At 42.0% G+C, this 14,754-nt stretch carries 13 protein-coding genes; 1 reads left to right on the top strand and 12 read right to left on the bottom strand.

Features of this window, described 5'->3' with window-relative positions; genetic code table 11:
• Nucleotide 1: 1 nt before the first annotated feature.
• The 12 genes from AC1XUD_RS04445 to AC1XUD_RS04390 all read right to left on the bottom strand — a co-directional run bounded on the left by AC1XUD_RS04445 (nt 2) and on the right by AC1XUD_RS04390 (nt 12,825).
• The gene (locus AC1XUD_RS04445) at nt 2-568 is read right to left on the bottom strand and encodes a DUF4833 domain-containing protein (protein ID WP_483359757.1); all 567 of its coding nucleotides are present in this window, start codon (nt 566-568) and stop codon (nt 2-4) included.
• A gap of 15 nt (nt 569-583) precedes the next feature.
• Complete coding sequence (locus AC1XUD_RS04440) at nt 584-1,492, bottom strand: PfkB family carbohydrate kinase (RefSeq protein ID WP_483359756.1); 909 nt, start codon at nt 1,490-1,492, stop codon at nt 584-586.
• A 50-nt stretch (nt 1,493-1,542) separates the two neighbouring features.
• Complete coding sequence (locus AC1XUD_RS04435) at nt 1,543-2,256, bottom strand: HAD family hydrolase (protein WP_483359755.1); 714 nt, start codon at nt 2,254-2,256, stop codon at nt 1,543-1,545.
• Nucleotides 2,257-2,321: 65 nt separating this feature from the next.
• Nucleotides 2,322-3,362 (bottom strand): lysylphosphatidylglycerol synthase transmembrane domain-containing protein, encoded by a 1,041-nt coding sequence (locus tag AC1XUD_RS04430; protein WP_483359754.1) that lies wholly within the window; start codon nt 3,360-3,362, stop codon nt 2,322-2,324.
• Nucleotides 3,352-4,308: a CDP-alcohol phosphatidyltransferase family protein gene (locus AC1XUD_RS04425; RefSeq protein WP_483359753.1), complete on the bottom strand. Its 957-nt coding sequence runs from the start codon at nt 4,306-4,308 to the stop codon at nt 3,352-3,354. Before AC1XUD_RS04425 ends, AC1XUD_RS04430 begins: the two co-directional genes overlap by 11 nt.
• Nucleotides 4,308-5,177, bottom strand: a complete 870-nt coding sequence (locus AC1XUD_RS04420) for an ATP-grasp domain-containing protein (protein WP_483359752.1) — start codon at nt 5,175-5,177, stop codon at nt 4,308-4,310. The genes AC1XUD_RS04425 and AC1XUD_RS04420 overlap by 1 nt, the downstream gene beginning before the upstream one ends.
• Before the next feature lie 73 nt (nt 5,178-5,250).
• Complete coding sequence (locus tag AC1XUD_RS04415) at nt 5,251-5,976, bottom strand: nucleotidyltransferase family protein (protein WP_483359751.1); 726 nt, start codon at nt 5,974-5,976, stop codon at nt 5,251-5,253.
• A gap of 27 nt (nt 5,977-6,003) precedes the next feature.
• Entirely contained in the window at nt 6,004-8,562 is a 2,559-nt protein-coding gene (locus tag AC1XUD_RS04410; protein ID WP_483359750.1) for a DUF5686 and carboxypeptidase-like regulatory domain-containing protein, read from the bottom strand.
• Between the two features lie 180 nt (nt 8,563-8,742).
• Nucleotides 8,743-9,753 (bottom strand): NAD-dependent epimerase/dehydratase family protein, encoded by a 1,011-nt coding sequence (locus tag AC1XUD_RS04405; RefSeq protein ID WP_483359749.1) that lies wholly within the window; start codon nt 9,751-9,753, stop codon nt 8,743-8,745.
• Nucleotides 9,750-10,886: a P-loop NTPase family protein gene (locus AC1XUD_RS04400; protein WP_483359748.1), complete on the bottom strand. Its 1,137-nt coding sequence runs from the start codon at nt 10,884-10,886 to the stop codon at nt 9,750-9,752. Before AC1XUD_RS04400 ends, AC1XUD_RS04405 begins: the two co-directional genes overlap by 4 nt.
• A complete protein-coding gene (spt, locus tag AC1XUD_RS04395) occupies nt 10,883-12,091 on the bottom strand; it encodes a serine palmitoyltransferase (RefSeq protein WP_483359747.1) in 1,209 nt (402 codons plus the stop codon). Before spt ends, AC1XUD_RS04400 begins: the two co-directional genes overlap by 4 nt.
• A gap of 107 nt (nt 12,092-12,198) precedes the next feature.
• Nucleotides 12,199-12,825, bottom strand: coding sequence for a TetR/AcrR family transcriptional regulator (locus tag AC1XUD_RS04390; RefSeq protein WP_483359746.1), 627 nt, complete (start codon nt 12,823-12,825; stop codon nt 12,199-12,201).
• Between the two features lie 911 nt (nt 12,826-13,736).
• On the opposite strand from AC1XUD_RS04390, the gene AC1XUD_RS04385 reads away from it, so the two are divergent.
• Nucleotides 13,737-14,624, top strand: coding sequence for a sulfite exporter TauE/SafE family protein (locus AC1XUD_RS04385; protein ID WP_483359745.1), 888 nt, complete (start codon nt 13,737-13,739; stop codon nt 14,622-14,624).
• Nucleotides 14,625-14,754 lie beyond the last annotated feature (130 nt).

The raw sequence follows: 14,754 nt of genomic DNA, 5'->3' as shown, positions 1-14,754 counted from the left end.
TTCAAGATGGTATTATCCGTTGAATAATGGTTTTTCCGCTGGCAATATCGATGCCTTTTAATTCAATATAAAGTACATTCGGAGACCAGAAAGTACCGCCGTCGATTCGAATAAATACGCGACTAAGCATACACTTTTTGTTGTTTATATCGGCATAAACATGGTATTGATTTTTGGGATCTGGCTTCAAATAAAGTGGCAATTTGTTATACGCCACTGAACGTAATTCAAAGTTGCCATTGCCCAGAGGCTTTGAATTAATACCGTATGCGAACTTGCGCTGCAGATAGTTCAGGTTCTTCTTTACGCCACCTTCCGGATAACGGATCCAATAGGTGTTCACAGGCGCATCGACACTAATTTTTCCATCCTTATCGGCATTCAATTCATATACAATGGTATTTGTATTCGGGTCACGCTGAATATAGAAAAGCAATTTAGGCACTGTCGGTACCGGGAAAGTATCCGGATTGGCAAGGTGATTAACCTCGTCCTTTTTAACAGTATCAATACGCTTGAAAGAAAGAAGAAGTGGTATGGCTAATAATATGGTAATCAGGTACTTCATGATACTTAATGCGTGTTATTTTTCAAGGACGGAAGCCAGCTCTGTTTTTGTCCAGACTCCGGTGTTAATCAATTCATTTACGGTTTCAGGCGTTCCGTCAAATGGTCCGGATCCCTGTATTTTCAACGTGGCCATAGCGGCCCCATATTTGCCGGCTTCTTCAATCGAAGCACCTTTGGATTTCTGGTAGAGATATCCTGCCATATATGTATCCCCGCAACCCGTTGCATCTACCACTTGCTGAGGCTGATAAGCTGGTATTTCGTGAAAAACGCCATCGGCAAATATGATCGAGCCCTTGCTGCCCAGCGTGATAATCACCTCTTTCACTCCCATTTCGGCCAGGTATCGCGCACCTTCTTGAACGTTGGACGTGCCAGTAACCGCCTCCATTTCGAATTCGTTTGCCTTCAGGTATGAGATATATGGTAATGCCTCTTTCTTGTCGGCCCAGTCGGTATAGAACACTTTTTTGTTTTCCACGTAACGCAAGTATCCCTGAATATCCAGTGAAACTTCTCCTCGTTCAGCCAGTGATTTTAGCAGACCAACAGTAATGTCGTCCGAAAGTAAGGGCCCTAAATGAAATATAGTTGACTTGATATCAGGCATCTGCGGGATGTCAAACGGTGCTGCCGTATGCAAAACGTTCTGGTCACGATGATCCTGATTCTGGCTATAAATATTTTCAAAATGAACTGTAAAATCACTTTCAAGTGAGCGAACTTCAATGCCATTGTTTCGCAATCCGTCGACTATATATTGCTCCTCGCTGCCTAATGCAGTTACAAGGGTATATTTAACATCAAAATTTTGAAGTGCCTTGGAAAAATAAAATGAAGTGCCACCGGGCATATATTTGACAGACTGCGGCGTGACCACCTTATCAAGTGTGATATGTCCTATGGTGCAGATATCGTACATATTTTTTAGATTTAATTCGATGATTAGCACACAGCTAATATCAAATGAGATTACTGATTCAACTTATTTATTGTTTGGGGCAAAGACGAAAAATCTGTGATTTCAAAGTCTGCCTCATATTCCTTATTGATAGTAGGTTTGTCTTCCCAGCCCGTTACGTTAAGCCATATGGCTTTGCTTCCCAGTTTCTTGGCGGGTATGATATCCTTTGAAAAAGAATCACCAACTACCACACATTCTTTTGGAGACAACCTAATACTTTCTGCCCCTAATTGATAGATCGCTGGATCTGGCTTGCGTACTCCTACGACCGCTGATTCTATTATCTTTTCGAACAGATTTTGTATCCCAAAAATTTCCAAAACCCGGTGAATGTTTCCATAAAAATTAGATACTAACACCAATGGATACTTTTCAGAGAGTTGTTCTAAGACTGGCTTCGCATCCAACACGGTTTTACGAGCAAATTCATTACAGCTTTCCGCGATCGTAGTAGCCAATTCGGGAGCCAGTTCGGTGCCGTTTTCTTTTAAAAATGCAAATTGCTGCTCAACTTTCAGATAGAGTGTATCATAAAAAGAATGCTCGGGTTTAATGATCGGGTTGATCGCCAACGAGCGTTCTCCAAATGAATATGCTTTTGAAAAAAGCTCCTTTTCGATCTGGATATTGGCTTTTTGATAACTCTCCCAAAGAACTGCACCCCAGTGTAAGCCATTGGTATCGATTGTGCCGCCGTAATCTAATAGTACTCCGTTAATCATTGTTTTTTATTTAACTTCATCAGTTGGCTCGTGAATGAACCAATACCCCTGCGCAACTCTGCTTGCTAATACCCCGAACTCTGCGTTTCGACCTTCAACTCTTCTAGTTTATTTTCAATTTTTGGATTGCTTCTGTTCATGAACGCCAGACCAACCAGAATCCAGAATATCTCACGAATCCGCATCACAACGCCAATAAATATTCCACTTGCCGAAGGAAGCCCAACGAGCGAGAGTGACATCGCGAGCCCACCTTCTCTGGTGCCTAACTGCATTGGGAAAAAGAATATCAGATTGGCGAATAATGATGAAGCCGAACTGATGACCAACGCCTCAGTCAATGACATATTCAATCCTATTGCCAGGGCTGTGAAGTAAATTTCCAGGCAACCGACTACTCTTCCTACAAACTCATAAACCAGCGAAGTATAAAATCTCGGCTTCCTATCTGTATAAAGAATACGGATCTGGTTGTCGATTTCCAGCAGATTTTCTCTGTTTGATTCGCCGAATGCTGCGATCTTTTTACCTGCAAAAGGAAGTTGTCCAAACAAGCGAATCGTGCTCACAGTGAAACCTTTTTGATATACTTTGATAAACCAAAATCCAAGTAACAGACTGATTACGAGCATAAAAGCGCAACCCGCCAATATCGGGCCGGTTAATGGAACAACTGCCAATATCAACCCGATCGACGCCAGCCAGAACATTACATGCGAAAACATATGCATCAGACTATACAAGAGTACAGAAGATGCCGCCTTGTTCATGCCCATTCTGGGTTTCAATTCCATAACGCGATAGGGTTCACCCCCCAGTGCGACAAAGGGAGTGATATAGTTGATCGCATAGCCGGTGATCGTCAGTTTCAGCACATGCCAAAACGGTAATCTTGTTTCAGGCAACGCAGGCTCCTCGATAATCGCATTAAATGCGTAGGCATTAAGAACGTATATCAGCAGCCAGCTACCGATCACGGGCACAAACCAGATTCCGGTTTTTTGTATGTTTCGCCATATTTCTTCCAATCCAAGGCCATAAACCATATAGCCCAGCGTGAAAATGCCGATCAGCAGAAATATTGCTTTATATACCTTAGACCCCATATTCGCCTTTGGAAATTTGTTCTGAAAAGTATTTGCTCACTTTTTCCTGACGGACGCACATATAAATCAGGATTGGATTCAGTATAAAAATGTCGAAGAAAAAGTAGATCCACGGCTGCCCGATAAACAACCACAGAAACAGAAATATTACTCTTGTGTTGAACTGGACTATATTCGTGTATTTCATTAAAGGTTTATTTTGCGCACGAAAATCGACGATTAGATTCTGTGGCAAACCAGCAGGAAAAGTCTTGCGAATAATGGCCAAAAGTCGCTGAAGCTTCGGCGATATGTTTTCCTGTAACTTGGTATAGTTCAGGTATGAACGGCTGATCAATTTGATCCCAAAGTTTTTAGACCAGCTTAACTCATCATATTCTCTCTGAAGGTCGCGGCTATTATCCAGCTCGCTGCCCGAAGTTCCCTTGATAAAAAACAAATGGACATTGCGATAGTAATCCGCCATGGCCGATTGGAATACGTGGGATATACCTGCCACAACGCCAGGAACCCATATCCATGCAGTCCAGCCTTCGTTCATACTGCGTAAACAAATGGCGATATGGATCGATGCAAACCAAAAATCACCAGCGGCTCCATCAAGAATTCTGCCCAAACGACTTTTATTGTTGGTCAGTCTTGCAAGTTGTCCATCCGCGCTGTCCAGTGAGTTGGCAAATATCAATGATAACATTCCGATAACGTTGATCCATAGATCGGCGGTGTAAAACAGGATTCCGGCAGCAACTCCGAAAAATATACTGATGATCGTCACCGTGTTCGGTGTCATGCCGATTTTTGCACAAAAAAGTGCGATCTGATATCCTATTGGTCTGTAAAACCAGATGTCAATTTTTTCTTCCGTGTCGTTCGATTTTAACGAACTTTCAAATGCCGATGGGGCGGCTTGATTTGGTTCCAATATGTTTTCGGTTGATTCGCTCATCAGGCCAGTTTCATAAATTTCTGAAAAATTCTTTCTGCGATATGCCCCGCAGCTGCATCGCGACATGGTGCAAAACTTGGCCAGTCGTTCAGGTCGATGATATGAAAACTGCCGTCTTTTCCGATAATTGCGTCGCCGCCATAAATATCCACCCCCAGTACTTCCGCTGCGGATGCTGCCACTGCTTTTAGCTCTGAAAGGTCAAAAGCATGATACTCAGACTTTCCGTTGATCTCTTCGTAAGCCGCATATTTATGGTGATTATTATCATAAGGGTAAAACCAATGGAAAAAATCGGTATTTGATACCCCATAAAATTTGACAAGATCGCCAACTAAATGTTCCGATATTACCGCGTCAGGAATATCCCTCAGTTCGTATTCACGCAAAATTTCCTTTGCCTCCTGCATGGTATATGCGAAAGTCACATCCTCCTTGTGGATCGCGTGAAAATCACCTCTTTTTATCCAAAAACCCTTTCCAGGCAAATTTTCAAACACTTCATCACCCCGATAGCTCGTCGGAATGATATAGCTTTTCGGGTAGGGGATATGATTGTCAACCAAAATATTCGTTAAATTGGCACGGTAGCAGTTCTCGATTCCCTCTCCCGAGTTGACAATTGCCACCCCAGACTCCGCCAATGATTTAAGTTTGTTGACGGTATTTTTTTGGCGAGCCATTGTAAAAATTAATTGCTCAGGTATTTCTTTGGTAGCCAGGAAGTTATCCTCGCTGATTATCCGCACGGTACCACCTTTCTTTTGAAGTGCCTGCATGGTCAATGAAAAAATTGCATCATCATTCCCGATATGGTTCGGGGAGAATTTCTTATTCCGGTGTATTCCTAATATGTTTAAATCTTCCATTTGGTGTCTTAATTCTAGTTATTAAACGCTGAGTCGGGGGAGTAGGGCGCTGAGTGACGCGGAAAAAACTCCTTCAACTCTGCGTTGAAACAAAATCAGCCTCTTCCCTTAAGAACAATTCCGCCGTTTCGATATCTGCAACGTGATCCACATCCACTATTTTTGAGAAAGGATATGCTTTCAGGTGGAGGTTATTTGCCAATAGTTGACGTTGAAAATTTCTCATTCGGCTTGTTCCGGCTTCTATTGCTTCAAAAACTGTTCCCACGGCTTTCCCGCGCAGACAGTAAATCCCGCCGGATATATAGGGGGTATTAGTCGAATTTGAATCCGTGAAATCTGTAATATTAAGATCTTCATTTACAGCTACATACAACGGACTTTCGTCGTCCACAAAAGTTGTAACGGCCATCAAGCCGTCCAATTCCCGGTTTTGACGAAATGCATTTATAAAAGAATGAAATTCCGCTTCTTTAAAAACTGTATCAGTCGTCGTTAAACAAACCTCGTCCAATTCACCGGCCTTAAGTAATTCGTAAAAACTATGAAGAGAACTCGGTGTTGACTTTTTTACAATTTGAATAGATGCTTCATAACCAGCATTTTCCAAGTGATTTTGGAGTGGGGCCGATTCCTCATTGATGATAATATGGATGCTGCTTGGTTCACCTTTAACAAAAACGTTAATCAACCGTTCGATCATCATTTCGCCGTTGAGGGTAACCATAGGCTTGGGCAGTGCGAAACCTTCCTTTGCCAGGCGTGATCCTTCTCCTGCTGCTATAATTGCGTAATTCATCGTTGTTGGTTTTCAGTTTTTTGCTGATTAAAAATCAAATCGGAGTCTTGCACGTACGCCCCATTCTGAAACGTTCGGATTATTGAGATAGGTTAATCTTTTCACAAGATCCACTCTCAGGAATTTAAATATGTTCGCAACACCAACGCTCGCCTCCATATATGGCTGCTTCGAAAGGGTATATGTAATCGGGATACCATTTTCATCCACAGGTACTTGATATACATCAGCTCCTTTATTCGGATTATTATTGTCGCGAAGACCGCCTGCCAAACCTTTGAAACTAACTACTTCCCGAAGCTTCAGTTTTTTCAACAATGGAATCTTATTGAAAAGGAAGCCATTGAGATAATATTGAACGTCGATACTCGCATAATGATCGCTCGCAAATTCGAGGAAATTCATGAGGTTATAGGAATTGAGCTGATATGCGTAGGTCTGGTTCGCGTGATGAATTGTCAACAATGGGAAAGGAATATTCTTTCCAAAAATATACCCTGCCTCCGTTGTAACGTCCGCAAAACCAAACTGCGAGAAATAAAACCGTTTGGCAATATTGGCGCTGACATTCTGGTAGTTATTCTCGCCGTTGAACAAACCTTTTATACCCTGGCTGTAACGCAGTGTAAAAATCGGGAATTTGTTGACTATCGGTGTTCGATATAATTTCCCTTGATAATACTGCTCGTTCGGCGCCCAACGAAGTTCAAGATTCGCCTCTGTGGTGGTTAATGCGGTGATCAACTCTCCATCGGTCGATGGATATACCGGTCGATATTCCAATATACCTGCCGGGTGCTGAGTCCATTGCGTAAATCCGATTTTATATGAAAATCTGTTCTGGAACTCTCTGACATATTCAACCTTATAGGTCTGGTTGTAAAGCCATCTATTGTTTTCTCCTCTTTTGAACGACAGTAAAAAGTTATCTTCCTGTACAAACTGAAGATCTTGCCCCGGAATTTTGGTATCGTTCTGGTAGCTCGCCCGTATGTAATGCAACGGAAAATGATATACCGATTTGTTGTTAAACGAGTAGGTGCCGCTCAGGAAGTACTTCCATTTCATGTCTTTAAATCCATAGGCGGCATAAGTTTCAAAATACACGCGCTTGCTGAGATCCGTGGTAGTCCGTCCGCCAAACCGCAACCGAAATCCTTCAATAGGGTTGAAGCTATAAAAGGTATTCACCGGACCCACCTCCACGATTCCAAATGATTTATAACCTGCTAAAAACAAAGTGCTTACGTCAAGTGCTCTTCTAAAAGAAGGGATGGTTTGAAGCGTATCCACATTTCTGTAAACATCTTTTTCAATACGATCCAGCGGCATATGCCTAACCTCTTGCCAGTAGCTTTCACCTTTATTTTCCTGCGGATTATAGGCGATTTGCTCTGCTGGTCCGGCGTAAAGGCTGTCGGGACGCGAGATATTGGTTTCGTAGTTTTTAAAGTTCACAACCCGTTTACCAAACAATCCCGCTCCTTTTTCTCCCATGGCAAACTCCATACTCAAAGCGGTCTTCGAGGGATGATATCGCCCGTCTGCGCTTTTTTCGTATTCAAGCATCGCTTCAAGATCGCGCATGAAGTTCATGTTAATCTCCTTATTGACAGTTAGATATGCATTCTGAACTGCATAGTTTCCGTCAAGGGTAATAAACAATTTTCCTTCAAAAAGCATATCCGTTTTGTTTCTTGGCACAAAGCCGAGTTCAATCAGCCACGGCTCTTGAGTTTTGACTGTGTCACGGATAAAAAATTTGTAGAAAGTGGGAGAGGAGTTTGCTATCGGGCTCAGCAGGAGGTTGGTAGCAATTGAAATATCATTTTTATAGATATTAATATCTTCATATAAACGATTGAAATAACTGCTCAGACCATCGTTATCTACGAATTTCGAATCAAATTCCGCACGACGATTAGCCTTAACCCACTGTTTCTTGGTGTATGGATCCTTTCTGAAGTAAACCTGAGAAAGTTTTTCCTGCATGTACGCAGGCAACATATGCTTGCCACCGGCCGCAGTAGAGTCCTGATTTTGAAACAAAAACTGATAATTCCGGAATATCCGGCGATCCGTGAATTTATCAGAAAGATTGCTCAGTGCAAATGAAATCTTTTCATATTGCTCGTACTCAACCTGATTGTAGTTTCCCATCTGGTTTTTGTCCTTATTGGCAATCACCTGACGGATGAGCTGAACAGCTGGGTTGTCGCGGTTACGATATTTCGCTTTTCCCTTAACTGTGATTTCTTTCAACATCGAAGCATCGACAGACATCTTGATATTGACCGTCTGACTGATACCCGCCGTTACCTTTTTGTCGATCGATTCATATCCAACATACGTAAAGCGAATCGTAGTGTGTTCAGGCTTCAGCTGAATCGCATAATTCCCCTCCTGATCAGAAGAAGTTCCCATGGTAGTACCAGGAATAATAATGCTCACAAACGGAAGCGTTTCGCCAGTTTTAGCATCTGAAATAACACCTTTTACAGTTGTATTTTGGGCCAGCAGAGTTCCGAATCCCAGTAACGAAATACTGAAAATCAGGAAAACTTTTATGTGTATAATTTTAAACATGAGTTGCGATAGGGGGACCTAATTTTCACGGCTATCTCAGCGCCGGGAATATACCCCGCGCCAAATCCAGTCAGTTAATTTTTCTTTGTTGAGTTCTAAAACGGAACCCGAATTGCCTATAATATACTTATAGTCAACTAGTTAGATTTATTTTGTCGATAGCTGAGTGCGGAAAGCCACCTAGATCCAGTGATTAGCCGAATACCAGCTTAATGTTTCCGCGAGCCCCTTTTTCAAATTGTATTGAGGAACATATTTCAAATGGCTCTGCGCAGCGTCAATGCTGCAATACCAGTTTGCAGCAGTCAACTCTTTTATTTTTTCCTGATTGAGGACAGGAGTATGTTTTGAAAATTTTGAAAATGCTTCCAGACAAACGGCAGTCAGCTTTATGACATACAGTGGCAAATGAAACCGGACAGGCTGCTTGCCTTTTATTTCTTTAAACAAATCTGACAAAGCATAACGGTTATATTCCTGACCATCAGATATATTATAGGCTGTATGTGTCGATGAAATTTCTTTCATAGCCGAAATTGTTGCCGTCACCAGATCATCTACATATACGAAACTAAGCCGCTGAGGATCATTTCCGATATAAGGATCGAATCCCTTTGCCAAAGTTTTGAAAACGATAAGGATATCTTTTTCTCTCGGACCAAACACAGCAGTCGGTCTGATTATCGTCAGCGGAAGGCTTTTCAGCGCATCCAGATACCGCTCTGCCAACAACTTACTCTTGCCATAAGAAGTAATCGGAGCTGCTTTCGTATGCTCATCGATCGGACTGCTCGCGTCGTAGGAAACCGGACCAATCGCAGCCAGACTGCTTAGAAAAACAAATCTTTTCAGAGGTATGCCCGATTCCAAAGCCGCTTCAGCAAGCGACAAGGAATAATCCGCATTGATATGATTATACGCCTGATCGTTTTTTGCTCTAGTCGCACCTGCTGCGTGGATGATATAGTTATACTGTCCCGCCGCTAGAATTTCTATCAGACTTTCTTTTGATTCATAGTCTGGATATACAAATGCCAGTGATCCAGTGCTTTGCCCTAACGATTGGAGCGAAGAAACGTTACTCGAGGACCTCACCGCGGCGTGAACTTCATATCCGTCTTTTAATGCTTTTTGCACCAAATGATGGCCGATGAAACCACTTGCACCCGTTATGAGGACTCTTTCTTTCATATCTCTTTTTCGAACAATCGATATCTTTTGTAAAGCTTTCCGTTGAGCTGCTCGATGGCATGATTCATGAGGTAATTTTCCTCCAACATCCATGAACATTCGCCACCTGTGACTTTTGTACCGTAGGTATTCTGGATAATGCTTCCGTACAAACAGGCCTCAATTCCCATTTTCCGGTATTCTTCCACAACCCCCAGCGTCAATACCCTGATTCTCGTAATTTTATTTTTCAAAAAGAGCAGTTTGAATATGCCGGTCGGCAATAGTCTTCCTCTCTTAATTTTGATCAAAACCTGGTTGATATCAGGTATTCCCAGCCCGAATCCAACAAACTTATCGCCTTTTTCAGCCACAAGACAGTACCTTGGATCGACGATCATTTTCAGATCTTTGGCCAGATAGGTAAACTCTGCATCCGTTGCCGGTACAAACCCCAGGTTTTTATCCCAGGCTGCATTGTAAACGTCTTTTATTTTTCTCGCTTCGTTGTCAAAATCCTTCATATTCGCCTGACGGATTGTTATTCCGTTTTTGGCCAATCGCGCTTTTAACGTTTCTAACAACCTGATTGATCGATCGTTAGACTCGCTCACTTCCAGCTCATATGCAAGAAGATCCGTTTTCTTTTTCAATCCGTAGCCATTCAGAAGTTGCTCGTAATATGGAGCATTGTACGTCATCATCGCCATCGGAGGTCTGTCGAAACCGTCGATCAAAAGACCGCAGGTGTCGTTTGTTGACAGGTTCACCGGTCCGATCATATTGTTGACGCCCTGTTCTTTTAACCATTTTTTTGCTTCGTCCAGCAAAAGTGTGGCCGTTTGAGCGTCGTCAATGCAATCAAAAAAGCCGAAGAAACCGTCGTTTGTCCCGTTGAACTGATTATGATTGTTGTTCAAAATTGCGGCAATACGTCCGCAGACGCGCGATCCGGTAACACGATTTTCATTATACGCCAGAAATAGTTGAACTTTCGAGTGTTCGTAAAACGGATGCTTGCCTGGCGTGAGCAGATCACGTTGGGCAATGAAAAGTTCTGGAACGTAATTTGGATCGTGCTGATAAAGGTCATGAGGGAAATCAATAAACTTACCCAGTTCCTTACCCGGTGATATCGCTACAATTTTGGTCATAGTTTTTGTTTCATTGCTTCGGGACATACCTCGCGGTATATTTTGGACATTTTATCAACTGCTTCTTCAATTTGACTAAATGTGTGAGTCGCCATCAATGAGAAGCGGATCAATGTTTCGTCAGCTGGAACGGCCGGAGAAACGACTGGATTCACAAAAACTCCATTTTCCAATAACTGTTTGGTAATCAGGAATGTTTTTTCGTTGTCTCTGATATATATAGGCAAAATCGGGCTTTCGGTAGCACCCAGGTCGAAACCGTTTAACAAAAGCAATTCTTTCGCATAGCGGGTATTGGCCCAAAGGCGCTCCATATGATGTGGCTCCGATTCAATGATATCCAAAGCCGCCAAAGCGCTACCCACACTTGCAGGCGTCATGCTTGCACTGAAAATCAATGACCTGCCTCTGTGTTTGATATATTCAATCGTTTCGGCGTCGCTGGCGATAAATCCACCCAAAGAAGCGAATGACTTGCTAAAAGTTCCCATAATCAAGTCTGTGGAGTCCGTCAGACCGAAATGCGAAGCGGTTCCTGAGCCTCTTTCCCCAATAACTCCCAAACTATGCGCGTCGTCAACCAGGATTGAAGCACCAAAGTCTTCAGCAATTGCGCTTAACTCCGGAAGCTTTACGATATCGCCTTCCATGCTGAATATCCCGTCCGTCACGATCAGTTTCAAAGCGTCTTCTGGTAAAAGATTCAGCTTTTTTCGCAAATCGGCCATGTTGTTGTGCGCATACTTGATCACCTTTGAAAAGGACAATCTGCTTCCGTCTATGATAGATGCATGGTCGCGCTCGTCTAAAATAAGATAATCGTTTCTACCTGTAAGACAAGACATTGCTCCCAGGTTCGCCTGGTATCCGGTGCTGAAAAGGGCTGTCGCCTCTTTGCCGGTAAATATGGCAAGCCGACGTTCCAGTTCTTCGTGAATATCAAGGGTGCCATTTAGAAAACGCGAACCCGCACATCCGCTTCCATATTTTTCAATGGCTTTCTGGGCTGCTTCGGTCACATACGGATGGGTAGTTAAACCCAGGTAGGAATTGGAACCAAACATCAGTACCGGTTTCCCGCCGATCACTACTTCTGTATCCTGAGCCGACTCAATTGCTCTGAAATATGGATACGCGCCCGATGCCTTTGCCTGGGCAGCTTCGGTAAATTCAGATACACGTTTTTTAAGTCTACTTTTAATCATGTTAATTGGTGTAGAAATTAGCTAACCGAGGAGTTGCGGTTTCTAAAATGTAAAATTATTTATTCTCAACCCTTCCTGTATACCAAATAGCGGTCTTTAATATGATTTTAATCCAATTGTGGTACTGAGTTAAAAAGGTAGTTGTCCACCATCCCGATCACATGGTTCTTATGGCTTTCGGTGAACCGATCATACTCTTCTTCGCTCATATTATGAATTTTCATGGTCATACTTTTACCCAGGAAAACAAACTGAATACTACCGATAATAATAGGCATCACATGTTGTACTTCGATATGCCTCATTGCACCCTTAGCAACCTCTTCCTTAATCTGTTGCTGCAATTTTTGGCCTAAAATTTCTTTCAATCTGGATAGTTCAGGAAGCAGATTTTCACAGTCGCGGTGAAGCTCGTTCATGATGAATAGGGCCAGGTTTGGCTCTTCCTTCAACATTCGATAATCCTCCTCAATCATCTCAGTGATCTTCTCGCGGAAGGTAATCGGCTTGTTCATGATCTCCACGACATTCTTGAAATACAGTTTAAAGAGATCTTTAAAAATTTCAATAAACAGTTTTTCCTTGCTTCGGAAATAATAGTTGGTCAGGGCAATATTCATTCCTGCCGCATCTGAAATGTCGCGTGCTGTGGTACCTGCGAACCCTTTCTGTAAAAAAACAGATTTCGCCGCGTCCTTAAGCTTCTCCTCACTCGATAAGTTAATACACTTCACTGTTGCTGATCATTATTGATGCTACAAAAGAATAATAGAAAATTTAATTCTCCAATCATTTTAACGTAAGATTTTAAATGTTTGTTTAAATCTTTCAATTAAAACAATGTTATATTCGAAAATTTATATTCCTTAATATTCCTGACTCGCATTGCCGTGGATAAAGGACGGATTTTGAATCAAAATGGTTCCCCTTATTTTGGAAAAAGTATGGACGGTTTCAGAAGGAAGACAAGGGGAGGTGATAAAACTTCGAGACGCAATAAGGCTAACTAATTGGATGTAGCCAGACAACCAAATGGTATTGGTTTTGACAAGTACTTTGGCAAATAAAAACACATTAAATTTTATTATTTTAAACTTTTAATTGGTTTTTTAACATAATGATAATGTTTAATTTGGAATGTGTCATTTTGTAACATTTTGAAAATCAGCGCGTCGTTGATCAAGTACATTAGTTCAGCATTAAGCCGCTAGCAAATAGAAAAGCCCTGATCTTTGGTGATATTACTTTTAAGATTTTACTGGAAAGCTTTCCCATTCCATCAAATTGACTGGTCACAGGGAGGTATTATGTGTCTTATTTTGCCCTCGAATGCGCTTTGGAAATAGATCGTGGTAATAAAATTTTACGTCTATTCGTGATTTGATTTTTACATTTTCGGACGAAGATCAACTTTTTGCTATACGATGGTAAAGTGCAAATTGGAACGAGTTTGCAAAGATGCATCCAAAGGGTAAAAAATCTGAATATGCAAGACGTTTTCGGGAGCTGGCTGGCATTCGATCGAAATGGATCATGATCACCAGCAGAAGATGAAAAAAATATTTTATTAGTATATAAGTTTTGTAGACTTAATAGATTTATATACATTTGCCACAAGTAATAAAAACCTATTGTATCCTTGAAAATGCGTGAAAAGGTAATAGCCCTTCGACTGACCTCCCAAAAATATTGGTACTTTTTTGTGTTGCCGCTTATTTTGCTGGGAACATTTGCTTTTTGGACTTACTCGGGCGCGGTCAGTAGTTGGATACAAACTCATGATGTCCATCTGACTAACGATTTCTTCTTCTATTTGTTGGTAGGGTTGGGAGCTCAGCTAGTGGATGGCGCTTTGGGAATGGCATATGGTGTCACTTCTAACTCGTTTCTGATTTCACTGGGTGTTTCGCCGGCTGTCAGTAGTGCCAGCGTACACATCGCCGAAATGTTCACGACAGGGGCTTCCGCTTTTTCCCATTTCAAATTCAAGAATATCAATAAAAAACTGCTTCGTAATTTGATTATACCAGGTGTAGCAGGAGCCGTGACGGGAGCTTATTTGCTGTCCGACCACATAGACGGGAATATGATTAAGCCATATGTCGCTGTATATATGGGTATTCTGGGTATTATCATTTTGAGGAAGGCTCTCAAAAGAACGCATGTAAAAACTAAAACCAAAAGGCTCGGATTACTGGCTGTTTTCGGCGGATTCATGGATTCCGTGGGAGGCGGCGGATGGGGGCCAATTGTTACTTCAACTTTGATTGGACAAGGGCGTGACCCAAGATATACCATTGGAACTGTCAATACTGCGGAATTTGCGATTTCATTTGCAAGTGGTATAACCTTCATTCTTTTTACCCATGTGAACAACTGGCAGGTGGTTATGGGGCTTATTTTAGGAGGCGTTATTGCCGCCCCGCTGGGTGCGATGGTTGTCAATAAGATTAAGAGAAAGCCGATGATGATTGCGGTAGGTGTTTTAATCCTTCTATTGAGTATCAGAACGGTTTATTTGTCTGTATTTTAAGAAATAATGAACTGACCGTAAGTCAGATATAGAGTTTTATTTATAATTATTTCTTTCTGCTTTTCAACCACCGTCAGGCAGAAATTTGAGAGCTAACGTTATCAAACGATGAGAAACATGCGTTTAACTT

It is taken from the genome of Dyadobacter sp. HNCC25DJ184, from assembly GCF_056895215.1.
This window is presented reverse-complemented; position numbering and strand designations above follow the sequence as displayed.